20 protein-coding genes and 1 pseudogene are annotated in these 24,735 nt (G+C 45.1%); 8 read left to right on the top strand and 13 right to left on the bottom strand.

Annotated features, from left to right (window positions below):
- Positions 1–114: 114 nt before the first annotated feature.
- Positions 115–1,474, top strand: a pseudogene (locus L5M17_RS05500) (MFS transporter).
- Positions 1,475–1,695: 221 nt separating this feature from the next.
- Here the strand turns inward: L5M17_RS05500 and crr are convergent.
- The 5 genes from crr to L5M17_RS05475 all read right to left on the bottom strand — a co-directional run bounded on the left by crr (position 1,696) and on the right by L5M17_RS05475 (position 6,686).
- Positions 1,696–2,205: a PTS glucose transporter subunit IIA gene (gene crr / locus L5M17_RS05495; protein WP_006081821.1), complete on the bottom strand. Its 510-nt coding sequence runs from the start codon at positions 2,203–2,205 to the stop codon at positions 1,696–1,698.
- A 71-nt stretch (positions 2,206–2,276) separates the two neighbouring features.
- Positions 2,277–3,980 carry a phosphoenolpyruvate--protein phosphotransferase gene (ptsP, locus tag L5M17_RS05490; protein ID WP_263145805.1) on the bottom strand — a complete coding sequence of 568 codons (1,704 nt, stop codon included), beginning with the start codon at positions 3,978–3,980 and terminating at the stop codon, positions 2,277–2,279.
- A gap of 178 nt (positions 3,981–4,158) precedes the next feature.
- Positions 4,159–4,416, bottom strand: coding sequence for an HPr family phosphocarrier protein (locus L5M17_RS05485; RefSeq protein ID WP_028760055.1), 258 nt, complete (start codon positions 4,414–4,416; stop codon positions 4,159–4,161).
- Positions 4,417–4,444: 28 nt separating this feature from the next.
- Positions 4,445–4,840 (bottom strand): ACT domain-containing protein, encoded by a 396-nt coding sequence (locus L5M17_RS05480; protein WP_198573284.1) that lies wholly within the window; start codon positions 4,838–4,840, stop codon positions 4,445–4,447.
- A 208-nt stretch (positions 4,841–5,048) separates the two neighbouring features.
- A complete protein-coding gene (locus tag L5M17_RS05475) occupies positions 5,049–6,686 on the bottom strand; it encodes a methyl-accepting chemotaxis protein (RefSeq protein ID WP_028760053.1) in 1,638 nt (545 codons plus the stop codon).
- 357 nt (positions 6,687–7,043) lie between these two features.
- On the opposite strand from L5M17_RS05475, the gene L5M17_RS05470 reads away from it, so the two are divergent.
- A complete protein-coding gene (locus L5M17_RS05470) occupies positions 7,044–7,772 on the top strand; it encodes a DUF3334 family protein (RefSeq protein WP_028760052.1) in 729 nt (242 codons plus the stop codon).
- 104 nt (positions 7,773–7,876) lie between these two features.
- Positions 7,877–8,923: a LacI family DNA-binding transcriptional regulator gene (locus L5M17_RS05465; RefSeq protein ID WP_113939612.1), complete on the top strand. Its 1,047-nt coding sequence runs from the start codon at positions 7,877–7,879 to the stop codon at positions 8,921–8,923.
- Between the two features lie 117 nt (positions 8,924–9,040).
- Here L5M17_RS05465 and L5M17_RS05460 read toward each other — a convergent pair whose 3' ends face one another.
- Positions 9,041–9,667, bottom strand: coding sequence for a PolC-type DNA polymerase III (locus tag L5M17_RS05460; protein ID WP_263145798.1), 627 nt, complete (start codon positions 9,665–9,667; stop codon positions 9,041–9,043).
- A 219-nt stretch (positions 9,668–9,886) separates the two neighbouring features.
- On the opposite strand from L5M17_RS05460, the gene L5M17_RS05455 reads away from it, so the two are divergent.
- Positions 9,887–11,044: a cupin domain-containing protein gene (locus L5M17_RS05455; RefSeq protein ID WP_263145795.1), complete on the top strand. Its 1,158-nt coding sequence runs from the start codon at positions 9,887–9,889 to the stop codon at positions 11,042–11,044.
- A 272-nt stretch (positions 11,045–11,316) separates the two neighbouring features.
- On the opposite strand, the gene fadE is transcribed toward L5M17_RS05455, so the two are convergent.
- Complete coding sequence (fadE, locus tag L5M17_RS05450) at positions 11,317–13,764, bottom strand: acyl-CoA dehydrogenase FadE (protein ID WP_263145793.1); 2,448 nt, start codon at positions 13,762–13,764, stop codon at positions 11,317–11,319.
- 244 nt (positions 13,765–14,008) lie between these two features.
- Here fadE and L5M17_RS05445 point away from each other — a divergent pair, with 244 nt between their 5' ends.
- Positions 14,009–14,788: a class II glutamine amidotransferase gene (locus tag L5M17_RS05445; protein WP_212600585.1), complete on the top strand. Its 780-nt coding sequence runs from the start codon at positions 14,009–14,011 to the stop codon at positions 14,786–14,788.
- Between the two features lie 320 nt (positions 14,789–15,108).
- On the opposite strand, the gene L5M17_RS05440 is transcribed toward L5M17_RS05445, so the two are convergent.
- Entirely contained in the window at positions 15,109–15,900 is a 792-nt protein-coding gene (locus L5M17_RS05440; RefSeq protein WP_105252420.1) for a DUF3108 domain-containing protein, read from the bottom strand.
- 215 nt (positions 15,901–16,115) lie between these two features.
- Entirely contained in the window at positions 16,116–16,544 is a 429-nt protein-coding gene (locus tag L5M17_RS05435) for an MGMT family protein (RefSeq protein WP_212600583.1), read from the bottom strand.
- Between the two features lie 279 nt (positions 16,545–16,823).
- Between L5M17_RS05435 and def the strand changes: the two genes are divergently transcribed.
- The 3 genes from def (at position 16,824) to L5M17_RS05420 (ending at position 19,245) form a co-directional block, all read left to right on the top strand.
- Positions 16,824–17,315 carry a peptide deformylase gene (gene def, locus L5M17_RS05430; protein ID WP_011789520.1) on the top strand — a complete coding sequence of 164 codons (492 nt, stop codon included), beginning with the start codon at positions 16,824–16,826 and terminating at the stop codon, positions 17,313–17,315.
- A 230-nt stretch (positions 17,316–17,545) separates the two neighbouring features.
- A complete protein-coding gene (rhlP, locus tag L5M17_RS05425) occupies positions 17,546–18,391 on the top strand; it encodes a rhombotarget lipoprotein (protein WP_263145790.1) in 846 nt (281 codons plus the stop codon).
- Between the two features lie 227 nt (positions 18,392–18,618).
- Positions 18,619–19,245, top strand: a complete 627-nt coding sequence (locus L5M17_RS05420; protein ID WP_131525774.1) for a LysE family translocator — start codon at positions 18,619–18,621, stop codon at positions 19,243–19,245.
- 91 nt (positions 19,246–19,336) lie between these two features.
- Here the strand turns inward: L5M17_RS05420 and L5M17_RS05415 are convergent, their stop codons facing one another.
- From L5M17_RS05415 to L5M17_RS05400, 4 genes are all read right to left on the bottom strand, one after another.
- On the bottom strand, positions 19,337–19,546 hold the full coding sequence (locus L5M17_RS05415) for a hypothetical protein (RefSeq protein ID WP_113939622.1): 210 nt from the start codon (positions 19,544–19,546) through the stop codon (positions 19,337–19,339).
- A 185-nt stretch (positions 19,547–19,731) separates the two neighbouring features.
- Positions 19,732–20,115, bottom strand: a complete 384-nt coding sequence (locus L5M17_RS05410) for a VOC family protein (RefSeq protein WP_263145788.1) — start codon at positions 20,113–20,115, stop codon at positions 19,732–19,734.
- 143 nt (positions 20,116–20,258) lie between these two features.
- On the bottom strand, positions 20,259–22,430 hold the full coding sequence (locus tag L5M17_RS05405; RefSeq protein WP_263145785.1) for an alpha-amylase family protein: 2,172 nt from the start codon (positions 22,428–22,430) through the stop codon (positions 20,259–20,261).
- Positions 22,427–24,667 carry a glycoside hydrolase family 13 protein gene (locus tag L5M17_RS05400; RefSeq protein ID WP_263145783.1) on the bottom strand — a complete coding sequence of 747 codons (2,241 nt, stop codon included), beginning with the start codon at positions 24,665–24,667 and terminating at the stop codon, positions 22,427–22,429. Before L5M17_RS05400 ends, L5M17_RS05405 begins: the two co-directional genes overlap by 4 nt.
- Positions 24,668–24,735 lie beyond the last annotated feature (68 nt).

Raw genomic sequence — 24,735 nt, 5'->3', positions numbered from 1 at the left:
GCTTTGGTTTAACTTTTTAACACTTGTTTAACTTAAGTGCCTTGTATATATTGTTTTTTCATTAAAATCAGTTTGATTTAAGCATTGAGGTCAATGCGCTTTTAAAGGATTAAGATGCACAGCGATGTTTCATTGCAGCGATTTAAGCAATTTCCGCGCTTGATGTGGATATTTTTGTTTGGGTCTTTTATCACCCGTGGCAGTTATTACATGGTGTGGCCATTCTTAGCAGTTATTTTATATGAGAAATTTGCGCTAAGTGCCACTGAGGTCGGCATGGTCTTGTCCAGCGCCGCGATTATTTCGGTATTTACGAGCTTTGTTGGTAGCTCATTGTCCGACAGAATCGGTCGTCATAAGCTGATGTACCTGACGGGCATCCTCTATATCATCTCGTTTTCGTTATTGGCTGAAGCAAATTCTGTCTAGGGGTATGTGGTCGTGATGACCCTGTGCTCTATGGCCACTTCACTGTGGCGACCGCTGACATCCGCCGCTATTGGCGACATTATTACTGATCCTAAGACACGCGAATTGGCGATGCAGTCGCTGTATTTTATCGTCAACGTTGGCTGCGCCGTTGGCCCTATGCTGGGGGTATGGCTTGGTCTTACGGGCATTCTACCTTACTGCAGTGGCCTTTGCCGTATTGTTGGCCTTGTTATATTGGGGATTTAACCATCAAACCCGTCAGGAACCTGCTATGGCGGCTGGCGCCTCATCGAGTGACAATTTAAGTGGCGATACGAGTGGCAGTGAAAGTGACTTTGTAAATGACATGACAAGTGATGGTGTTAATCGTGGTGTGAATGGCTTATCGACTGATGTAGAGGCAAGCACGAAAAAAGCGGCAGTCGTGAGCCGTAAGCAAATTATCGCCATTCTATTGCAAGATAAACTGCTGCAATGTTTAATTTTTGCCAATATTTTGTGTATGTTCATTTATGCCCAAATGGACAGTTCGTTGATCCAATATCTTACTCGCGCAGGTGCGCCTGATTTGCTGACGTTAATTTCTGGCATGATTTTCACCAATGCTATGGTGATTATCTCCACCCAATTTTTGCTATTGAAACTCATGGCCCGTTTTCCGCTCGTCAAACGGATTCAAATCGGATTGCTATTACTGATCGGCTCACAAATCTGGCTGGCGTTTAATCCACTGGATCTATTTTGGGGCTGGATTGGTGCGATTGTAGTGATGAGTGTCGCCGAGACTATTTTGTTCCCCACTATGAATGTGCATATCGACCGCTTAGCCCCTGATCATCTTCGTGGCGCTTACTTTGGGGCCGCTTCATTCTATGACTTAGGATTTGCGCTCGCGCCCCTTGGAGGTGGCATCATATTGGATCATTTTGGCGGTCAGTGGCTGTTTTTGACAGGCGCTTTACTCTCGGTATTGGTGATTTATCTGTACAGTATTTTAGATAAATTGCCGCGCCCCGATTTTGCCATGTTCAAAGTAGATTAGTTTACTAGAGTCATGTAGCCGTTATTCACAGGGAACGTGATGCTTAGCGTGAGGACGGCCGAAATAGATTATCCTAAGTCTGTGTATCGATACAGCTTGGCGAATTCAAATACCGTGTATAGGCTTGGTTTTCAAAAACTTAAAAGGCTGGCTCATGATGGTGAGTCAGCCTTTTATTATTCAGAAAACAACCGATAAACGATTTATTCGAAATGGTTAAATTAGAGCTGTACCGTAAAGATCACGTCTTTACCTGCGGTGACACTGCCTTGGGCTTTGTCGAGGTATTTGACATCCTCCATGTTCGCCAGCACGACAGGAGTGAGTAGGCTGTCGACTTGGTCTTTTAGATAATCAATATCGAATGACAGGATCGGATCGCCGACTTTCACTTCTTGACCTTCCTGGGCTAAACGTTTAAACCCTTTGCCTCTCAGCTCGACTGTACCTACACCAAAGTGAACAAATAGCTCTAAACCTTGGGGAGACTCAATACTGAACGCATGATTTGTCTCAAAAATTTTACCTATAGTGCCGTCGATAGGCGCCAGAATTAATTCGCCTTTGGGGGCAATAGCGATGCCATCACCGACAATCTTTTCAGCAAAAACCACGTCGGGGACTTTTTCAATGGCGACGATATCCCCGGAAACGGGGGCATATACCATGATACCGCCAGCTAACTGAGTCTGGCCCGATACCAAGCGCCTTATTCGGCTTAAAAATCCCATAATCAAGAGCCTCTTTTGCTTGTTTTTGTCATTGTTTTTGTTCTGTAATGCAGCATAACGAATAAATGTCTCTATTTATAGCTTGTTATACACTGCTGTAAGCTTGCAATTCTATCTTGTTGTAATGCCGTGTGCGCTAATGCAGAAAATTGTGTGATGCTGCCTTGGCAAATGGCCGCTTTCACTTCTAAGAGTGAGCTTAAGTTAACGCTGAGTTCGTCCAACCCCATGCCGATTAACAGCGGTGCAATTTGTGGTGAACTGGCCAGTTCGCCGCAGAGCGACACTTTTACATTGGCCGCTTTTGCTTGGACTATTGTCATGTTAATTAACGCTAAAATGGCCGGCGAAAGGGACGGATAGTCACGGGTAAGCTGCGGGTTTGTCCTATCGGCTGCCATTGCATATTGGGTTAAATCATTGGTGCCAATGCTGACAAAATCGAGTCGTGGCAGCATAGCGTTGAGGTTAAATACCGCAGCAGGGGTTTCGACAACGATACCGTAGCTAAGTTCGCCATAGCCTTTTTCTTCTTCTTCCAAGGCATCTTGGCACTGGGCAATGAGTGCAAAAACCTCGTCCAATTCTTCGACTTGATTGACCATAGGGAACATCAAACGGATCGGGCCATGGTTAGCTGCACGCAAAATTGCCCTCAATTGGGTTTTAAATAATTCTGGGTGCGCCAAGGTGTAGCGAATGCCGCGAAGACCCAAGGCAGGATTATCTTCAATTTCTTGGCATAAACAGGGGAGTTCTTTGTCTGCACCTATATCTAAGGTGCGGATGGTAAAGGTTTTACCGCCTAGGGCGTGCAATGCATCGCAATATAAGCTGTATTGGGCTTTTTCATCGGGCAGGGTGGCGACGTTCATCAACATAAATTCGGTGCGAAACAAACCTATTCCATCGGCGCCGACATCGCTGACATGAGTGATGTCGTTGAGATTACCCACGTTTGCCATGAGTCCCACGGTATGACCGTCTTGGGTTTGCGCTGGGACATCCTTGTAAGTTTGAAGTGCTGCGCGCCTTGCTTGTTCATGGTGAAAGGTGACTGTGAGTCTTGCCTGTTGGTCTGGATTGGGATTGACACAAAGTTCACCCGCGAGTGCATCGAGCACTAAGGGCGTGCCGTTGGGAATAGAGTCTGCGTCGAACTGACAACTTAACATGGCTGGAATGCCAGCTGCTCTGGCTAAAATGGCCGTATGGCTCGTTAAACCGCCCGTTTTCAGTACAATACCGCAAAGGTTTTCCCGCGGCAGTAAGGCAAATTCGGCGGGGGTCAAATCCTGCGCTAATAAGATAGTGGGTCTATCGAGTTTTTCGAGTCCTTGAGCTAAATGGCCGTTTATCGCCGCGACGACTCTTTGGCCCAAACAGCGTACATCTTGGGCTCTATTGGCTAAATAGGGATCATCTAAGGATTGTAACTCATTGGCCTGATGGGCAAAAATACGTTCAACCGCCACACTTGCCGACAATTGTAAGGTGCGAATGGCATCGTTCACTTGCTCGATTAATTCATCGTCTTCTAATAACAATAAGTCGGCTTCGATCAACTGATAATTTTCGGAGTCGCTGTCGAGTGCAGCTTGACTGTGGGTCAGTTGTGCCTGTAGTTCTTGTAAGGCTTTGGCAAATTTACCCTGTTGTTGAGGGATTTTAGACAGGGGAATAGGGCGATAATCGAGGTGATGTTCGGTGTGGAGCAGGTGAAGTGCCTGTCCAAAGGCAATTCCCGATGACACTATAATCCCCGTTATTGACATATCCCTTCCTAAATTAACCACTGAACTGAGTGTCCGTTAGCGATAGCGAGTCTAGTTGAGTGACGCTAAGCTTGTAAAGCGTTTGTATGTAAAGCATTGGCATGTCAAGACGGTCGAGACGAGTTTTTTGCGTGTCGGTTAAACCTGCAGATAAATGCACTTTAGCGTAAGAAAAGGCTTAGCTTAGGGTAATGAGCAGCTCAGAGACTTTCTCAACCGCGGCCTGTGCCTGTTCACCTTCGGCAAACACTCTTACCGTGACGCCAGAATATAAGCCTAAGGTTTGTAGCTTAAACAGACTCTTAGCACTGGCTTGCTTACCATTACACTCGACCATGACATCACAGTCAAAGGTTTTGGCTTCTTTAACCAGTAAGGCTGCTGGACGGGTGTGAATGCCATGTTTGGCGGTAATGGTGACTGTTTTTTCGTACATAGTAGATGAACTCATATTTAAAGGGGTATTACATTTCGTCTTTCGATTCTATGATGTGATAGCCCTGTTTTTTCAAGGCGGCGATGGCACTTTTGAGGCGATTATTTTTTACTAAAATGTAATCGGTATCAAAGGTCGAAATCGCAAAAATACTGATTTGTTCGTCCGCTAAGGTGCCAGACACTTTAGATAAAATGCCTGTCATCGAAAATCCCAGTGGCCCGAGTACTTCAAAGCAACACCAGCCCGGTTCTTGCTCTAGGCTGTCGAGTTCCATTTCACTGGAAACGACTAAAGATAAACCTTCTTGGGTCTTACCAATGAAATACATGTCCTGTGCAAAAACCTCACTGGGCAATACGGCATTCGGGCTAAAGCTATGAATTGTGTACTGTTCAGGGTGAACGGCTAAGGTCATTCGCATGGCAGTGTCTCGGTTGGATTTTTAAGGCTAAAGCATACCGCATATCAAACGTTAGCGTGACAGAGAATTTGTGGTTAATGGGATTTTTTCGTTGAAATTCATTGTTGGTGAGATAGCGGTTAACAAGCGGTACCAGAAGGTTTACCCAAAGAAAAGGGCGCCCTATGGCGCCCCAATCGACAAGTCATGCCGTTCTCATACACTTTAGTTAGATTTTAAACTGGCCTAAGGTGCGGGACATGTCTTGGCTAATGTCTTGCAGTGACTGAGCTGCATGGCTATTACTTTCGTTAGCTTTTACTGAGACTTCGGTTAATTCCGAAATATTACAAATATTTCGATTAATTTCTTCGGTCACCAGTGATTGCTCTTCGGTGGCGCTGGCTAATTGTGTGTTCATGTCACTGATATGGGCAATCAATTGCAGAATCGCCGCCATGGCTTTACCCGCTTCGTGGGCTTGGGCCTGTAGCTCATCGGATTGCAGTTGAGTTTGATTGTTGCTCTTCATCACTGAGCCAACACCGGATTGGATCTCGCTAATGATTTTTTGGATCTCATTGGTCGAGTCTTGGGTGCGAGTAGCAAGGGCGCGGACTTCATCGGCAACTACGGCAAAACCACGGCCGTGGGTCCCAGCTCGAGCAGCTTCAATGGCGGCATTGAGGGCGAGTAAGTTGGTCTGCTCGGCAATGCTGCGGATCACATCGAGAATGCTACCGATTTGCTGTGAGGCGACGCCCAGCTTTTGGGTGATGACTTCAGAGGCTTTTAATTCTGCCACCAGTTTTTCTGTGTTGCTGACTGTGTTGTCGATCACGACTTGGCTTTGCTGCGCTTGTTCTTTTACGCTGTTCGCCGCATCGGCCGCTTGCTGGGTGTTGCTCGCCATTTCATGGGTGGTCGACAGCATTTGATTGACGGCTGTGGCGACGCTGCCAGTTTCTCTGTGGATATGTTCAGCACTCTGATTGGACTCTTCAACTGCAATCAAAAGCTGTTTTGCATCTTTATCTAATGCTTGGCCTAAAGGTTGTAAATGGCCGACCATGTCGCCAATTTTTTGGGCGAACATGTTGAAGGCGCGGGCGAGATGGGCAATCTCATCTTTACCTTGAGCATTAATGCGCTGACTTAAGTCGCCTTCGCCTTGGGCAATATCTTCAAGGGCATCAATAGCATCATTTAATGGTGAGGTGATGGAATGGTTAAGCACAAGGAAGAAGGCAAAAATTGGCACTGAAATCAAAAACATGATAATCAGATAGTCGATAATGACTGACTTTAAGCTCGCTTTGACATCGCTAAGATAAGCGCCTGTGATGACTGTCCAGCCCCATTGCGGGTAGTAACGGGCTTCAGCAAGCTTGTCTTCTATCGCGCGGGTCATAGGATCGGCGATAGGGTATTCGAGGGTTGTTTTCGATTTAGCACGCGCTAATGGCAGCATAGTGGCTAAGGGATTTGTGCCATTAGGTAACTTGAAGGTTAATGCTGAGGTACCAATAAGATTTGCGCTATCCCCGTGGGCGAGGATTTGATTATTATCATCAATAACAATGAAGTAGCCTGAACCTGAATAGCGAGTTTGATTGATTAAATCCGCGGCGATTTGTTTAGCTTCTGCTTCGCTAAACTTACCTTTGAGCGCATCCTGACGGTGCACATCTATCACGCTTAACATGCTGGCGAGCTGACCGTCTATCTGCAACCATTTCTGCTCAATTAAATTACTGTACTGCTCTTTAATTGAAAAACTGGCAAAACACACAGTCCCTATCGCGGCCATAAGGAGCATCATCATTAAGCGTTGCAAAATGGTAAACCGGCGCAAAAACGTGATCATTTGGATTCCTTAAGGGCTTATTATTGTGCATCAATATACCTGCGAATCAATCTCAATTGAATCGTCTGTGACATAAATTAAGTAAAAGCCGTTATAAAATATGAGTTTCTTTGATCTAAAGCAGGGAATAGTGATAGGGAACTTTAATCTGTTGCATTATGGGGCATGTTCTTATTAAGTTAGGCCGTTTTATAAGTCGCTTTATGTTGAAGGTTTTATCTGATCTATTAAATATCAATAAGTTAGCATTATGTTAATTTTGCCATCTTGCTATATTAGGCTAATCAATTGTTTTAATTTTGATTTTTTACGCTTTTACGCGCAAGATTAATTCATTATTCAGTTTGAGAATCGATTATGACCACAAATACTATCGTAACGTCGGATGATATTTTACTGAAGTTATGCCACTCAGTCGCCCACGTCCTTTCTAGCACCAGTGCCAGCAATGTTACCCATGCGGGTATGGTACAAAGTATTGCGCGTACTCGTCTTAAACCTGATCTCGGTTGTTTCTCGATTTTCGACGGTGGTTTTTCAGGGCTGGTTGTGATCAACTTTTCAGCCTCTGCAGCGATTGAAATCTACCGTCGCTACATGCTGAACATGGGCATGCCTGAGTCTGAGCTCGCGTTTTCACATACTTCAGATGAAGTGAGTAATGTGATGGGCGAACTGATGAACCAAATTCTAGGGGATTTTATTAATAAAATTTCTAAAGAATTGCAAACGTCAATCAGCCAAAGTCAGCCAAAAATGTTGACGATTAATAAAGAGCTAACCATATCAATCGACGCTAACTTAGACGATGCGGTTGCCCGTAGAGTGTCGTTTAGGACTGAAAATAACCATATTTTTTACCTCGAGTTTGCCATGGACAAAACCGAATTCATTCGCTTAGATGAATTTGTCTACGATGAAGAATTCGATCCCGATAGTCTGTTAGAGCAGCACAGTTCGATTGGGGGAAATAACGACTCAAATTCGAATGTTTCGCCTTGGGTTAAGATGGCCGATAAACCCGCCATTGCGACTCGTGCCATTGATAATGAAGCCGATGATTTGCTCGATCAGCTCGGCATTTAAGCAGAGTCTCTAATGTAAGACGGATGTTAACGCATTCGTCTATACAAGTGAGTGGAACTGTTTTAGTATCGACGCAAAATAATAACTAAGGTTAAATCCTCTTTATGGCATCGAAAGCGACCTCGATTGATATTGCTTATCGTGCTGGCGTATCCCAGTCAACGGTTTCCCGTGCCCTTAGAAACAGCCCGTTAGTCAATTTAGAAACTCGCCAACGTATTCAAACCATTGCCAAAGAGCTGAATTATAAGGTCGATAAAAATGCCAGCAATCTTCGCACCCAAAATAGCCATACCTTAGCGCTGTTATTGTGTGAAGACCCCACCAACGATGACTCGTTAATCAATCCTTTTTTCCTGTCTATGCTTGGCTCCATTACCCGAGCAACGGCGCAGCAAGGTTATGATTTATTGGTTTCTTTTCAGCAATTGTCCAGCGACTGGCACGCCGATTATGAAGACAGTAATAAAGCTGACGGCATTATCCTGCTTGGTTACGGTGACTACATGGACTACGAGCAAAAGTTGGAGCGATTGCTCGCGCAGAATACTCACTTTGTGATCTGGGGCGCTGAGCATAACAATAAGTCAGTACTTTCCATTGGTTGTGATAATCATCAAGGCGGCTTGATTGCCACAGAGCACTTGATTTCCCTTGGTCGTAAAGCTTTTGCCTTTTTAGGCGATGCCTCAAGCCACAGCCCTGAGTTTAGGGACAGATATTTAGGCCATGTGAAGGCGCTGCAAATGGCGAATATTGCTGTCGATCGCACTAAGCAAGTGTCGGCAATTAGCACTGAAAGTGCTGGCTACGATGCGGCTATGGCATTGATGGCCAAAGGCGCACAGTTTGATGCTATTTTTGCTGCTAGCGATCTGATTGCCATTGGTGCTATTCGTGCGCTGAAAGAGAAGGGCATTTCAGTCCCAGAACAAGTTGCAGTGGTGGGATATGATGATATTCCTGTGGCGAGTTTTGCCAATCCGCCATTAACGACCATTAAGCAGAATACCCAATTAGCCGGTGAAATCTTAGTCGACAGTGTACTCAAACTTATCCGCGGACAAGAGGTGAGTGCGCAGCTTATTCCGACGACCTTAGTGGTTCGCAGTTCCTGCGGCATTGATAGTGCGCCGCTTAAGCCGTTATAGATGGGCCGTTATTGCTAGGAGCTTGCTGTTTTTTGCTGGCAAGTCGTTGAGCACTTAATTTGCTTATTGAAACATCGCCGATAATCCTTGGATTTATCGGCTTTTTGCTTTTGGGGATCACTTAACCGCACATTGACGTAAAAACTTCGGCACATCTGCTTTGGTTTTCTTGGCGATTTTTTGCAGTAACTCGAAGGTGGGAGCATTGAGACCGAACTCTTGCTGAAGGTCTGCCAGCATTGCCAGCCACAAATGGCCAGTCATTTCGGCATCGGCTAAGGCGCGGTGAAAGGTGCCATCGCTTGGTAACTGTTTATAGCGCACTAAAGTACCTAGCTGATGATTCGGTGCCGCTTGATATAAACGTCTTGCCACTAGCAAGGAGCAACCAAATTGCCCTTGATAGCGATGGCGAATTTGGCCAAATTCCGCGTCTAAAAAGCGCTGATCAAATGCCGCATTGTGGGCGACTAAGTTATGATCGGCGATAAAGTCGGCAAAACGCGCCATCACTTCATTGCAGGGCGCTGCATCCCTGAGCATTTGATTGCTGATCCCTGTGTAGTCCTCAATAAAACGACTTATTCTAAATCCTGGGTTCATCAACTCTGAAAATCTTTGGGTGATCACGCCGTTTTCAATTAGCACCGCTCCGATTTCAATCGCGCGGTCCCCTTGATTAGGCGATAGCCCTGTGGTTTCAAAGTCGAGCGCGACCAAAGTGTTAGCAGCAGATGTAGGCATAGATCTTATGTGGATTCTATAAATGATGTGTCAGCATTGCCGTCTTTGACAGTACAACGCTTTTAGATAAGCCGATTGTAATTCAATACGTTAGTAAATTCACTATCACATTGACGCTGATAAAAGACTTAATGCTTTGTTGATCCGGTCGAGCTTTCTTGGTTTCGCTTCCTGTTAGCATTTACCTCTATGAATAACAGTTTGGTTTGTGAGCGACCCATGCAACTCGATATTAATGGCTTAACACCCGCGCAATTTTTAGCAGAATATTGGCAGAAAAACCCTTTGGTTATCCGCCAAGGATTCAAACATTTTCAAGATTTAATCTCGCCCGAAGAGTTAGCTGGGTTAGCCATGGATGAGCTGGTGGAATCTCGGCGAGTGTACCAACAGGCTGGGCAATGGCAGGCTGAATTTGGCCCTTTTGATTCCTACGATCATCTCGGTGAACGGGATTGGACTTTGATCGTGCAAGCCTTGAACAACTGGGTGCCCGATGCAGAAGCCCTGATCCAATGTTTTGATTTTATTCCGCGATGGCGTTTAGATGATGTGATGGTGAGTTTTGCCACTCCTGGCGGTGGCGTGGGACCGCATATCGATCTGTATGATGTGTTTATTTGCCAAGGCTCGGGACGTCGCCGCTGGCGCGTAGGCGATCTGGGACCGCACAAAGAGTTTGCCGCGCATCCCGCTTTGCTGCACACAGAAGCTTTTGAACCGATTATCGATACTGAGTTATTGCCCGGCGACATCCTTTATATTCCCCCAGGATTCCCCCATGACGGCATAACCTTAGAACAGTCTTTAAGTTTTTCAGTAGGTTATCGCACCGCTTCCGCCAAAGATATGGTAAGTGCTTTGGCTGATCATCTGTCTGAGCAAGATTTAGGCGCACAGCAGATTGAAGATCCAGACCGCGAGCTGACAACGCGCAGTGGTTGTGTCGATAATCGCGATTTAGTGCGGTTACGCACGCAACTGACTAATATGTTAACCGATGAACTGGTGAGCGAGTTTTCGGGCCGCTATTTAACTCAATCTAAATGCGCCCTCGATTTACCCGATGAGCCGTTGGACATCACGCAAGACGAAGTGCTCGCTTGGCTCGATGAGCAGCCGCTTATTCGCCTCGGCGGACTGCGTTGTTTGTATTTTGATATCAATGTGGGACAAGGCGTTGTCTATATTAATGGTGATAAGTATCAGCTTTCAGCCGAATTGGCCGCGGTGATCCCACTACTATGTGATAGTAATCAGTTAGATAAAGCCGCCTTAGCCCCCTGGTTAGCTGATACCGATTTGCTTACGCAGCTGACTGAGTGGGTGAACCTCGGTTACTGGTACTTTGAAGACCTGAGTGATGAAGAGTGTTAAGGCTGAATTAGATCTAAAGCCTTACAGGTTTAAAAACTGAACAGTTTTTAAAGTGGCATGTCAGCGACTTACTGACATGGTATTCTTTTATCAATGGATTGATAGTAATGTCATTTGCATAGTACTGTTCAGTCATACTGAGCAATGAAAGCATTGGTCAAAGTCGAGGTCGTAACTCAACCAAATTCACTTAGTTGTGGCACGCCCTGCCATCGGAATAAAAAAGGAGGCTAATTAGCCTCCTTTTTGTGGTTTAAATCTTACTGAGTGGATTACGCAGCACGTTCCTGTGAAGTGGTTGAAACCACTTCTGGGCGCAGTTCTGCTGGGTCAAAGTCATCAACGTTGATTGATTTCATACGACCAATTTCTGCTCTTTCCAGTAATTGCACTTCGGCATCGCTTAACACACCTAAGGCTTTACCTTCTGCGGCAACTTTATCTAACCACATAAATGGTAGACGTTTACCACTGGCTTTACAGACTTTGTCATGTAGCGGTTCAGACGCGATGATGTCGAGCAGTGTTTGTTCTTGGATACCCACAGCATTGTGCTCAGAGTTAGTCCAGAACTGGCCTTTACCTAAACGGTTACGGCTTTCACACGGTGTTTGCATGATCTTAGCAACTTTATGATCTAACACATCGCTTGGGCGTTTCAGTGGACGACCGAATGGGAACATCACCACACGTAATGCGCTGCCAAGGCCCATAGGGAAGTTATCCAGTAAATCGTCTAAAGAAGCTTGTAGCTTGTATAGCGCATCTTCAACTGCCCATTGTACTAATGGCAAGTCGTCGGTTTGACGGCCTTCATCTTCATAGCGTTTTAGCGTGGCTGATGCCAGATACAGTTGGCTCAGTAAGTCACCTAAACGGGCAGAGATACGCTCTTTACGTTTCAGGTTGCCGCCCAAGGTTGCCATGGCTAAGTCAGAGAGCAAGGCAAGGTTGGCACTGAAACGGTTCATCTGTTGATAATAACGTTTGGTTTTATCTGAATAAGGCGCGTTAGAGAAACGGCTTGATGTCAGACCTAACCAGAAGCTACGGATGAAGTTACTGGTCGCGAAACCAATGTGACCAAAGATAGCCGCATCGAAGTTAGCTAAACCTTGACCCGATTCAGTATCAAACGCTGACTCCATTTCTGCGAGTACATACGGATGGCAACGAATCGCGCCTTGGCCGTAGATGATCATAGAACGGGTAAGGATGTTTGCACCTTCAACAGTAATTGCGATAGGCGCAGCTTGGTAGCCACGGCCTAAATAGTTATTGGGGCCAAGACACACGCCTTTACCGCCGTGAATATCCATGGCATCGATAACGCATTTCTGCATTCTGTCTGTCAGGTGATATTTCACAATCGCAGAGATAACCGACGGTTTTTCACCTAAGTCGATACCTGTAGTGGTCAACGTGGTTACCGCATCCATCAGATAAGCGTTACCGCCGATGCGTGCCATTGGCTCTTCGATACCTTCAAGCTTGCCGATAGGCAATTTGAACTGACGACGAATGCGAGCATAAGCACCTGTTGCCAGCGCTGCGGTTTTCACGCCGCCAGCTGAGTTTGATGGCAGAGTGATACCACGACCCACTGATAAACATTCCACCAGCATGCGCCAGCCTTGCCCCGCCATTTTCGGGCCGCCAATGATGAAGCTTAATGGCACGAATACTTCGTTGCCGCGAGTTGGACCGTTTTGGAACATGCAGTTAAGCGGGAAGTGACGACGACCCGTTTCTACTCCTTCCACATCGGTAGGGATCAAAGCACAAGTGATGCCGAGTTCTTCTTTATCGCCAAGTAGATGCTCTGGATCGCGCAGTTTAAAGGCTAAGCCTAATACTGTCGCGACAGGGGCTAAAGTGATGTAACGCTTGTTCCAGGTCAGTTTCATACCCAGAACTTCTTCACCTTCCCATTGGCCTTTACACACAATACCAAAGTCAGGAATCGAGCCTGCATCGCTACCGGCTTCTGGGCTGGTCAGTGCAAAACAGGGGACTTCTAAGCCTTTGGCTAAACGCGGTAAATAATGGTTTTGTTGCTCTGGCGTGCCGTAATGTTGCAGCAGCTCTCCAGGGCCTAAAGAGTTTGGTACGCCAACAGTTGAAGCCAACTCACTGCTTAACCCCGCCAGTTTTTGTAACACACGAGATTGAGCATAAGCTGAATATTCTAAACCGCCGTATTTTTTCTTAATGATCATGGCGAAGAAACCGTGATCTTTCAGATATTGCCATACGTCAGCAGGCAGATCGGCAAGTTGATGTGACACTTGGTGTTGATTCACCATGCGGCACACTTCTTCAACAGGGCCATCGAGGAAGGCCTGTTCGTCTGCACTTAAACGCGCAACTGGGTAGTTATGGAGTTTTTTCCAGTTCGGGTTACCCGCAAACAGATCGGCTTCCCACCAAGTGGTGCCGGCTTCAATCGCTTCTTTCTCTGTTGAAGACATTTCCGGCATGATGCCGCGATATACCTTCATCAGTGGACGACTGATCACATTTTGTCTAAATGCACTGATATTTAACGGCAGCGCGATCACGAGGAAAACGATCCAAGAGATAGGGCCGACAACATCGAGTGTCCATCCTGCTGTCATCACAACAGCGGCTGTAATAGTGGCAGTGAGCAAAGATACCCGAAGGTAAGCTAGGGCTCCTAGCACTAAGATCATGGCGATGATCCAAAGTAGGGTAGTCACTGTAATTCTCCTTAAATATGACCGAGTGCCAACCACAGGTCATAGAGTGTTTTATTGATTGCGATCACAATTATAGTTTGTGGTCAGACCTGTGTCGCATAAAAGTTAAACCTAAGAGAATTTTAATACAAGTATTTTTCAAACAATTGTTTAAATTATTTGTCAGCTTTGATCATTCCACAAATGTCATCAACTAGTTACAATGCCAATAAGTAGTTTTTTTGATTGATGATAGGCGAGAAATATGTGCGAGTTACTGGCGATGAGCGCCAATGTGCCGACCGATATTGTGTTTAGTTTTACGGGATTAGCACAACGTGGTGGTGTAACCGGTCCCCACGTGGACGGCTGGGGTATTACTTTTTACGAGGGGAAAGGTAGCCGTACTTTTAAAGATGCTTGCCCGAGTAGCGAATCGCATATTGCAAAATTGATCAAATCCTACCCGATTAAAAGTGAAGTGGTGATAAGCCATATTCGGCAGGCTAATCGCGGCTGTGTGTCTTTAGAGAATACTCATCCTTTTACCCGCGAATTATGGGGACGTTATTGGACCTATGCCCATAATGGGCAATTGACGGACTATCTGCCCAAGTTTCATGTCTCGCGCTATCAACCCGTAGGCGATACCGATAGCGAACTTGCTTTCTGCTGGATTTTGGAACAAGTCGCCCAGAAGTTTGGCGGTACTAAACCTGAAGATATGTTGGCTGTGTTCCATTTTGTCGCGACGTTGGCCGAGCAAATCCGTGCCTTAGGTGTGTTCAACATGATATTGAGCGATGGCGAGCATTTAATGAGCTATTGCAGTAATAACTTATGTTACATCACTCGCCGCGCGCCGTTTGGTAAAGCGAAACTTATTGATACCGATGTGGTGATTGATTTTGATAAGGAAACTACCGCCCATGATGTGGTGACTGTGATTGCGACTCGCCCATTGACCGAGAATGAACAGTGGCGCGTTATGCAGCCGGGTAACTGGAAGCTGTTCAGATTGGGTGAGCTGTTAATCGATCTCTGATGTGATACCACTGAGCTAAATAATGAGGGCAAGCGGATTTACGGTTGACTTTGTTTTGTTCAGGTCACTTTATTAAAAAGTTCGAGTCAGTATCTAACATACCTTCTAGCAATCAGTGATGAACCATTAGCGATGAACATTAACTGAACTTAGAGGTAGGCCCTAAGTTCAGTTAGATATAGTTCAGTTAAATATAGTTCGGTTAGTATTAGTTCGGTTGGGCTTTATTCGATATGAGTTTGGCTTTAGTTCAGTATTGTGAAGCTAAGGCTTTGTATCATTGGGTTAAGTTTATACATCTTAACTCAATGCCTTACCGATTAACCTTCAGTCGTGCCGAGCAGTTTAGGCACTAGCGGTTTCTCTGCAATGTCTGCAGGTATGGTTTCTTGGTGCGGCACTTCATCGAAGTGATATTTAAGTAACTTAATATCGAGCTGCTTACTGCCTTTTTCAAAGTGAGTTAGACGCACGGGCAAATACGCTAAGTCAGGCGCCATCCAGAAGAAGGTTTGACGTTTTTTATTGTCACGCACGACTTCAATTTTGACTGTGTCGTAACTGCCGCTGTCGATGTTCATTCGTTCTTTACCGATCACATGAAACTTGTATTCATCGACTTCGTTGTCCTTGACCATCTTATAGTCGAGCACTTCTTTGCCCGCCATCATATCTAGCCTAAATTGCAACTGCACCATAAGAGGATCAAAGATTTTATCATCATAGGGAAACTTGCCTTTTTCATCTTTGTAACGGGTATGAATAAAGCCTTGAGCTTTGGCGAATGCGGTTTGCTCCGTGTAATTAGGCCCGACACCTTGGCGTTGTTGTAAGTAACGCAAAGGACTGAGCTGCGTATCATTTTGAGTAAATTCACTCAAGATGTGACGCACATCGGTTAACAATAATAGGCTGAGATCGCTATCAAAACGATACTTAAACACGCCATCTTCGGGATTGGGTAGCGTGTATTTGGCTTTTCCTAATTCAATGTCTCCATAGTTGACTTGGTATTCGGCCGTCTGCGGTGTTAGCGGCGTTGGCGCTGCCATGGCAAACATACTTTGAGTGAGGACGGTAAAACTCACTAATAATGTGGGAATGGTACGCAAAGAATGCTCCTTGGGTCGCAGGTTTTCACCTTGTATCACTACAGAATGGTCGGTAGTGGTTGATAAAAAAGTGTCGAGTAGCATGCTTACTTACACAGTTCTGGGTCAATCAGTTGAGCATAAATCAATTATCGGATCGACTGTAAGCAGGTTATAGCCGAGGACGACGTTTCTGTAAATAGAGATGTAAATAGTTTATGGATCAATATATTAAATTAAAATGGCATTGCCATGACTAAAGTCACCAGATCCGGGCGCCACTCGTATTCAGACAAATTAATTTTGCCGCAGTTCACTGTTATCCCTTCAATTCTTAATAATTCCATCTGTTCTTGAAAGAAGGTTGAATTTTTCTCGAAGGATATTTTGCCTTGACTATTGAGTACCCTATGCCAAGGGAGTGACAAATGTTCGGGAGCTGCTTTCAGTGCTTTTGACACATAACGCGCTCGTCCCGGTAATCCTGCATAATCGGCAATTTTGCCATAGCTGCTGACTTTACCCTGCGGGATCATGGCGACGATATGCCAGATTTTCGCCATAGGAGACAAGTCCACTGCTTGGGGCTGTTTTCTCGCTACACTCTGTTTATCTTGTTCAAGGTATTGATACAGTGGTGATTTGTCTTTAGGGAACGATGCCATTGAATTGTTAACCCTCAGCTTAATGGTATTCACTCACAAAGAATCACGCTCAAAAACTTTTGCTTGATGAGTTCACGTTAGTGTAACGGTAAAGCATGGCTTAGCGGAAGATTAGAGGGTATTTGGCGTTTAAAGGATTAAGCACTTCTCGATATTTTTATCGGCTAGCTCGATTACTAACAAAATATTTAAACTGTTTTTAGCTTAAATATTGTGTAAATGGTCAAATAGTCCATAATAGCGCCAATTTTTTTGACTCGATGAGAGAAGATAACTGGCATGGCTGTACTCGATATTCTAACTATTCCCGATGAGCGCCTTAAACGTAAAGCGCAACCTGTAAAAGATATTGAAGCTGTTCAGGGATTTATCGATGATTTAATCGAAACCATGTATCACACGGACGATGGTATCGGTTTAGCAGCAACTCAAGTCGGCAGTACAGATGCCATTATCGTGATCGATTTATCTGACGGTCGCGACCAGCCTTTAGTGCTGATTAATCCTGAGATTGTTGAAAAGTCAGGTGAGTTCGTCGGTGAAGAAGGTTGTTTGTCTATCCCAGGTTATCGCGCTAAAGTGTCACGTTTTGAAAAGGTTAAAGTGACCGCCTTAGACAGAACGGGCAAGGCTATTGAAATCGAAACCGATGAGTTTTTAGCCATAGTATTACAGCATGAAATCGACCATTTACATGGCAAAGTGTTTATCGAACATTTATCCATGCTAAAACAACAAATCGCCCTTAAAAAAGTGCGTAAATACGCTTAACTTTTGACTTAAGTTGTATTTTAGAGAATGGTTGTACCTATTGATTAGCCGCATTTATAGTGCGGCTTTTTTGTATTTAAAATCTAATCAAGGAAGATTAATGCTGTGATATGTGAACATAACAGCTTGTTTTTACTCTGATGAATGGATAAGGTAACCCAAAATCTACATTAGTTGTAGGTTCAGTTTTCATCATTAACAGCAAGTGTATGGATACGGTAGGGAAACAAATGAAACTTAAGGTATTAGCCTGTAGTATAGCCTCATTCGCAATGCTTTCACTGGGTGGTTGTAGTGCATTTTTTAACGGTAATACTACGGAGAAAAATGCGGTATCAAGTAGCTTAGTTGAATATCTATACCCCGATGAGAAGAGTCGCCAAGCCCAGCAGCCATCCTTACCTGTGCTGCGTTTACCGATTACCGTCGGCATCGCTTTCTTGCCTTCGTCCCATTGGCAAGCCGATGCAATTGATAGCCGAACTCAGATGGCATTACTTGATAAGGTGAAAAAATCCTTTGTCAAATATGACTATATCGATCGTATCGAAGTGATCCCAAGTACCTATCTTAAAAATGGTAAAGGTTTTGAAACCTTGCAGCAGGTTGCTCGCCTGCATGATGTTGATGTGATGTCATTGGTTTCTTACGATCAATTGATGCAAAGCCACGAGAACAAATCCGCCATTCTTTATTGGACTATCGTGGGCATGTATTTAATCCCCGGCAATGAAAATGCGATTCAAACCTTTGTTGATACAGCCGTTTTCGATATGCGTAGCCAGAAGATGTTATTTAGGGCGCCAGGTATTAATCAGTTAACTGAGAGTTCAACCGCTGTTGGCGTGACGACAACCCTAAGAGAGAAATCTTACGAGGGCTTTGATCTTGCGGTGAACGACATGATAGTCAATTTAGATGACGAGCTTGCCCGTTTTAAAACTCGGGTTAAGGAAGAGCACGTCGCCACCATAGAACATAAACAAGGTTACAGCGGCGGTGGCAGCTTATCTTTATTAATACTTTCACTATTGGGCATTTTTGCGATGCGCCGTTTAACGATTTGCCGTGAATAAAGAAATTAAGCGCAAATTAAGATCGTTAAGGATGAGCAAATTGAAGTTTGCTTTGAATCAAGACGTGAGCAAAAAGTATATAAAGTTGAGCACAGGTTCTGGTTACCAATTTACTTGTAGTTAACGTTTTGATTTTTTTTTAAAGTGGTTTACAGAGGCTGCGGTATTGCGTCGGACACCACTTAAGCGGCGCGATAGATTACGCGTTTAACAAGGAGAAAAATTAAATGGATTTAAATTCACTATTACTGTTTGCAGTTGCTTGCCTTGCTATCAATCTTATCCCTGGACCTGATGTCATCTACATTGTATCTAACACAATGAAAGGGAAAATGATCAGTGGGCTTAAAGCTGCGATGGGTTTAGGTGTGGGTTATTTTGTTCACACGCTTGCTGCTAGCTTGGGATTATCTGCCATCATTCTCAGTTCAGCGTTGGCTTTTAGTATTGTGAAGTGGTTAGGGGCCGCGTATCTAGTGTATTTAGGCATTCAAGCGTTAATATCAATGTGGCGTGGCAATAATAAAATTGTGGTTGATAACAATAGCAAACCAAACGGCAACGTAGTTTTCCAAGGCATTGTCGTTAGTGTACTTAATCCTAAAGTCGCTTTATTTTTCCTCTCTTTTTTGCCGCAGTTTATTGACCCGTTAGCGGGTTCAACGTCAATTCAGCTGTTAACCCTTGGTCTTATTTTCAGTTTGTTAGCGACCTTGTGTAACGTCCTTTATGCGTCGGCAGGAAGCTGGGTATTTAGTCGCCCCAATTCCCTGCGTTATTCGAGAGCCTTAGAGGGGATATCAGGTGTGTTGCTTATTGGCTTGGCCAGTAAAGTCATGACCAGTGATAGATAGTGGAATAAGGTCATTTTGTCGAGTAAGACATAAGTCCTCTTTGCTCTGATAGATATGAGCTTTTCAATCTAGCTATGACAAAGATCGCTTGTTACAACTTCACAAAATACGGTAGCGCGATGAGTGCTATGCCGATGCAGACGAGTAAGATTAGGTTGCTGACAAAATAAGGGTAGAGCATCAGGGTTATCCCAACGACGAGGGGGATGGGTGCACCTTGGCGTTTGCCATAGGTGAAAAAGCCAAGACCAAAGAGGCTAAAGACTAAACTCCATAGTAATAATGCTGGATTATCAAACATCTTGAGTTCCTCAATGGTTAGCCTAGGTAGGCTTTGACCTTATCACAGCGCCAAATTGGTCAATCGATTACTTAAACTATTGGTTAAACGGCTGCGTCGTTTTATTGAGTCTAATGCTGACCATCCCTTAGCGTAATTAAGCTTTATTCATCTTATTGCTGTGATGTTGCCTTATTTCACTCGTGCTATAGCTCATATAACTTTAAGGGTAAGCCGTCGGGATCGCTAAAGAAGGTGAATTTTCTGCTTGTGTATTCGTCAATGCGGACGGGTTCAACGGTAATGTGATGGCTATGAAGATGTTCGATGGCGGTTTCAATCGATGCTACGCGAAAGGCGAGATGCCTAAGTCCACAGGCTTCGGGATAGCTTGGTCGTTTGGGTGGATTATCGAATGAAAATAACTCAATTTGACTCTTATCGGCCAGTTGTAAATCAAGTTTATAGGACTTATGTGCCTCACGGAAATGCTCTGCAAGCACGGTAAGGCCAAGAATGGTTACATAAAAGTGTTTGGACTTTTGATAGTCGCTGCAAATAATCGCTGCATGGTGAATGCCGAGTAACATCGCTTTCCTTTGTGATTTTTAAAGGGTGATCAAATAAGATAGAAAGGTTTGAGAGTATAACGGTTAAAAAAAGATAGCGTCACAGTTTAGCGTGACGCTATCGGTCGATTTCACTTTTTAGCTCACCTAGGCTTTTTGCTCGTTTAATCTTCCAGCTCGAATATGGCTGAAGACAGCGGTGCAAGTTGCATCTGAACTTGTCCTTCACCTTGTTTGACAACCAACTGCGCTTTGTTGTCTTCCAGCAAATCCTTAAGTGGATAGGTCCCATCCGTTAACTGCCATTGGTCGATAAGTGGCTTTGGCAGCTTAAGGGATAATGGCTTTGCTTGGGTTTGATTAAAGTTATTCACAATAATCAGTTTTTGGCCCGTTTTATTGGCCGTATTTTCCTCAAAGCGCACAAAGGCAAAAGTGCAGTCATCATAACCCGTTGCGCTGCCATGTGTATCCATTGTGGCGGTTTGTGCGCTGCGGTTGGCGGCATCGAGCGAGTAATATTCTCCTAAAAGCGCCGGTACATTTTTACCTGTGCTTAGGTTCAGTAATTTTTGATAATAAGCCCGCAAAGTGGCTTCCTTTACGGTTGATTGTCCACCATCAAACTTGCCATTGTTCATCCAGCGCTGATGGGCGGGGACGCCAACATAGTCAAAAATACTGGTGCGTGATGCATGACCAAATCCTGGGTTGTCGATGGCGGCTTCTCCCACTTCTTGGCCAAAATACACTAACGTCGGTGAAGTACCTATCGTTGCCGACACTACCATAGCGGGTAGGGCATAGTGTGGATTAACGGCTTGGGTTGCCGTGGGCTTATTTGTGTGTAGCGATGCTAAAAATGCCGCATTACCAATACGTTGCTCGTCGTGGTTTTCTAAAAAGTGCAGCATGTGAGATTCAATATCCTGCACTTTTGCCTGATCTGCCGCGATATTAGCTGTGCTGGTTTTACCCGCCATTACGGCTTTTAGGGTGTCGTAAAGATCGACCTTATCGTACAGATAATCCATTTTGCCAAGTTGGATATAATCTCGATACAGCTTGGGGTTATAGACCTCGGCCAAGATAAAGGCATCGGGATTTGTGTGTTTTATCTGGCTGTTGAGATAGCTCCAAAACTCCACTGGCACCATTTCGGCCATATCATAGCGAAAGCCATCGACCCCTTTCGCTAGCCAATACTGGGCAATCTGATTGAATTTAATCCAAGAGCTTGGGAGCTCGGCTAAGTGTTGTTGCCAGAAAGCGTAATGCTGCGCCTGCGTTAAAGTGGCGAAATTGGCTGGCAGGCGAGGGAAGTCATAGGTGCCATCGGGGCGTACGCCGTAATTGATTTTAACGGTCTCGTACCAATCATTGGCATCGGGCTTGGCTAAGCGTGAGCCATTGCCAGTCCATTTTGCGGGAAATTCGTTGAATTTGCCGTCACTTAAGGGGTGAGCTTCTCCGCCCAGCGGTTTAAGTCCTGCGGGTAAGCTTGGCACTTCAAAGGCATGCGCTTTTCCCTTTGCCCCCTCCGAGCCATTATTAACATCAACTTTATCAACAACGTAATAGAAGTTGTTGTTTTTGGCGTACTCCAGACTGGTATCATCATCTTCGCCAAAATCACGCACGCCTTGGGGTTTACTAACGGATTGATAATGGCGCGCCACATGGTTTGGCACTATATCGATAATCACCTTTAAGCCGTGGTGATGGGTACGGGCAATGAGCGCTTCGAACTCGGCTAAACGGTTGGCGGGATTGACCGCCAGATCTGGGTTGACGTTGTAGTAATCTTTGACTGCGTAGGGTGAGCCCGCGCGTCCTTTGACCACATCGGGATCATCAGTACTCACGCCAATCGCGCTGTAATCACCAATCAATGCATGGTGGGGAACGCCCGTGTACCACACATGGGTAACGCCTAGGTCCTTGATGCTATTGAGTGCAACATCGTCGATATCATTAAATTTGCCGACGCCATTGTCGGCAATCGTGCCCCAAGGTTTGTTGGTTGGATTTTTATTGCCATAAAGGCGAGTAAAGATTTGATACACCACAGGTTTAAGCGTCATAACCTCACTCTCAGACTTTGGCAGTAACTCATTATCAAGCGTCAGCGCCGATGCATTCACATCAGCCGATAAGCTAAAAAGCGAGGCAGTTAATAAAGAGGCACTGAATAGAGCGTTTAAACATAAGCTGAGTGATGACTGTCGGCGCTGCTGGGCTTTCGCTGCTTGGGTTATAAGTAAAGCCACTATGGGAAATTTAGCCGCTTGGGGGCACTGAGTCACTCGGGAATAGATAGGCGATAAAAAGCTCAAGACTGAATTCCTTTTAGGGTTGAGTTTTTGATTGGGTGAGTTGTTTGAGCCTGAGTTAAATCGCTAGCTGAGTAACTCATGTGATTAGAGGTCTGACGGCTAGGTAAGCCAGTATTTAGCTGCGGTCTTGCTTTAAACTCAAGTATAGTGACCCCTGCATGGGGCAATGCTAGCGCTTGATTGAGTGAAACTGTGTTGCCACTGATGATATCTGTAGCGGCGCGGTTATCGCCAAGTACACTGGCAAAGCGGTTTACATCTAGCGTGACTGCTTTGTCATTTTTATTGTAAATCACCATGACTTTATCGGCCGAGGGCTGAGTACAGGCATTGTGTTGGGTTTGAGAATTGTGTTGAGTTAGTGACTTAAGTGCTTCGGCTTTCTGTTCAGCTGATAATGGGTCATTCAATAAGCAACGAAATTGTACATAGATGCCATCCTGCGGCACAAAGTGCAGTAAATCACCCGATTGCAGCGCAAGGGATTGTTTACGGTAATTCAGTAGCGTACTGACAAATTGCTGCGCTTGTTGTTGAGGTTCACTCAGTCCTTTGCCCGTAAAGGCGTTAATGGCACTGTTGGCAAAGCCGCCGGGGAAATCACTGCGCACAACACCATCGTGACGACCTTCGGTTGGGCTGGTCATCAAGACTTCAGTGCCGTAGAACAGCTGCGGAATACGTTTGGCGGTCAGCACATAGGTGAGGGCCATCTTGTATAAGTCTATATTTTCTTTCACTAAACTGAAGATACGATTGGTGTCGTGATTGCCTTCAAATAGCACTAGCTTACTGGGATCAGCATACACAACATCGTTGGCTAACATCTCGTAAAGCTTAATAAAACCCGTATCCCAGGTTTCTGGCTCATTAAGGCTGGCAATCAATTTTTCGTATAGCGGGAAGTCCATCAAACTGGGTAAATCTGAGGTATAACCATCGTCATTGATTTTGCCCTTTTGCCAATAGGACACTGTGATGGGGTTTGCGGTCCATTCTTCGCCAACAATATTAAAATTTGGGTACTCAGCCATTACGGCCTTAGACCATTTAGCGAGAAACCCTTTGTCGGCGTAGGAATAAGTATCTTCACGTATCCCCGAAAGTCCTGCGTACTCGACCCACCAAATACTGTTTTGGATAAGATAGGTTGCCAGTTTTGGATTGCTTTGATTTAGATCTGGCATAGTGTCGGTAAACCAACCATCGACAAAATCAATATGATCTTGCGCTGCCGCGTAGGGATCTTGCACTGTCGTGCGCCTATGGCTGGTGAAACGGGGGCTGGTAACGCTGGATTTAATAGCACTGGATTTAGTATCGGCAGACTGCATCAAGTCAGGCTTGGATTTGCGATTATGTAGCTGCGTTTTTGTGGCATCGTTCAGCCAGTCTTGGCTAGGTAAATCGTTGAGCCACCAATGGTTAGAGCCGATATGATTCACCACAACATCTTTAATCACCCCTAGGCCAAGCTTGTTAGCCTTAGCGACTAAGGCTTTATAATCTTCGTTGCTGCCAAAGCGGGGATCGACGCGGTATAAATTGGTAATTGAGTAACCGTGGTATGAATACTGGGCTTGATTATTCTCAAGCAGCGGATTGATCCATAACTGAGTCACGCCAAGTTTTGCCAGATATGCTAAGTGCTGGCTGATCCCTGCTATATCGCCGCCATGGCGAGCATCGGGATAGTTGAGATTACTGGGAGAGTTAGCTGCGACTTGCTCTAACATATCGGCTTGATTGTCATTACTCGTGTCGCCATTGGCGAATCGGTCCGGCGTGATAAGGTAAATCACATCCTTATAGCTAAATCCTTGGCGCTCACGGCTGCCCTTAGCACGCCCTTGCAACGTATAGGGCAGGCGATAAAGAGGCGTGTCGGCTTTTGAAGCCGAGTCAGTGTTGGAAATTATTAGCTCAAAGGTTTGCGGCGCAGCTTGGCTCAGATCTAAATTGATAAACAGATAGTGAGGGTTATCAGTGTGCTCAAGGCTTTTAAGTGTGATGCCTTTTCCTTGTATATCAACCTTAATCTGCTGCGGTAAGCTTGGAAGTTCGCGGCTATACAGCACCAGCTGTAACTCAGGATTCTGCATTCCCCCCCACCAAAAAGCGGGTTCAAGCTTAACGTCCGTCGATATATCTGGCTCAAAGGTGTTTGCATAGGCCGTATTAAATGAAGAGCAAACCAAGCATAAATAAAGCGCAATCATTAGGTTTTGACGGATCATAATGTAAGCCTTTTAAAGAGAAATAAGTAAAACGTGCTGGCATGATGAATGTTAGAAATGCTGAAATC

The sequence above is a fragment of the Shewanella sp. SW24 genome (genome assembly GCF_025653395.1).
Classification (GTDB): Bacteria; Pseudomonadota; Gammaproteobacteria; order Enterobacterales; family Shewanellaceae; genus Shewanella; species Shewanella oncorhynchi.
The sequence above is the reverse complement of the archived record's forward strand: the minus strand, read 5'-3'. Positions and strand labels throughout refer to the sequence as shown.

Bases quoted from the DNA above. Each gene is read 5' to 3' on its own strand.
- crr (WP_006081821.1), bottom strand. From the start codon at position 2,205: ATGGGATTTTTAAGCCGAATAAGGCGCTTGGTATCGGGCCAGACTCAG.
- ptsP (WP_263145805.1), bottom strand. From the start codon at position 3,980: ATGTCAATAACGGGGATTATAGTGTCATCGGGAATTGCCTTTGGACAG.
- L5M17_RS05485 (WP_028760055.1), bottom strand. From the start codon at position 4,416: ATGTACGAAAAAACAGTCACCATTACCGCCAAACATGGCATTCACACC.
- L5M17_RS05480 (WP_198573284.1), bottom strand. From the start codon at position 4,840: ATGCGAATGACCTTAGCCGTTCACCCTGAACAGTACACAATTCATAGC.
- L5M17_RS05475 (WP_028760053.1), bottom strand. From the start codon at position 6,686: ATGATCACGTTTTTGCGCCGGTTTACCATTTTGCAACGCTTAATGATG.
- L5M17_RS05470 (WP_028760052.1), top strand. From the start codon at position 7,044: ATGACCACAAATACTATCGTAACGTCGGATGATATTTTACTGAAGTTA.
- L5M17_RS05465 (WP_113939612.1), top strand. From the start codon at position 7,877: ATGGCATCGAAAGCGACCTCGATTGATATTGCTTATCGTGCTGGCGTA.
- L5M17_RS05460 (WP_263145798.1), bottom strand. From the start codon at position 9,667: ATGCCTACATCTGCTGCTAACACTTTGGTCGCGCTCGACTTTGAAACC.
- L5M17_RS05455 (WP_263145795.1), top strand. From the start codon at position 9,887: ATGCAACTCGATATTAATGGCTTAACACCCGCGCAATTTTTAGCAGAA.
- L5M17_RS05445 (WP_212600585.1), top strand. From the start codon at position 14,009: ATGTGCGAGTTACTGGCGATGAGCGCCAATGTGCCGACCGATATTGTG.
- L5M17_RS05435 (WP_212600583.1), bottom strand. From the start codon at position 16,544: ATGGCATCGTTCCCTAAAGACAAATCACCACTGTATCAATACCTTGAA.
- def (WP_011789520.1), top strand. From the start codon at position 16,824: ATGGCTGTACTCGATATTCTAACTATTCCCGATGAGCGCCTTAAACGT.
- rhlP (WP_263145790.1), top strand. From the start codon at position 17,546: ATGAAACTTAAGGTATTAGCCTGTAGTATAGCCTCATTCGCAATGCTT.
- L5M17_RS05420 (WP_131525774.1), top strand. From the start codon at position 18,619: ATGGATTTAAATTCACTATTACTGTTTGCAGTTGCTTGCCTTGCTATC.
- L5M17_RS05415 (WP_113939622.1), bottom strand. From the start codon at position 19,546: ATGTTTGATAATCCAGCATTATTACTATGGAGTTTAGTCTTTAGCCTC.
- L5M17_RS05410 (WP_263145788.1), bottom strand. From the start codon at position 20,115: ATGTTACTCGGCATTCACCATGCAGCGATTATTTGCAGCGACTATCAA.
- L5M17_RS05400 (WP_263145783.1), bottom strand. From the start codon at position 24,667: ATGATCCGTCAAAACCTAATGATTGCGCTTTATTTATGCTTGGTTTGC.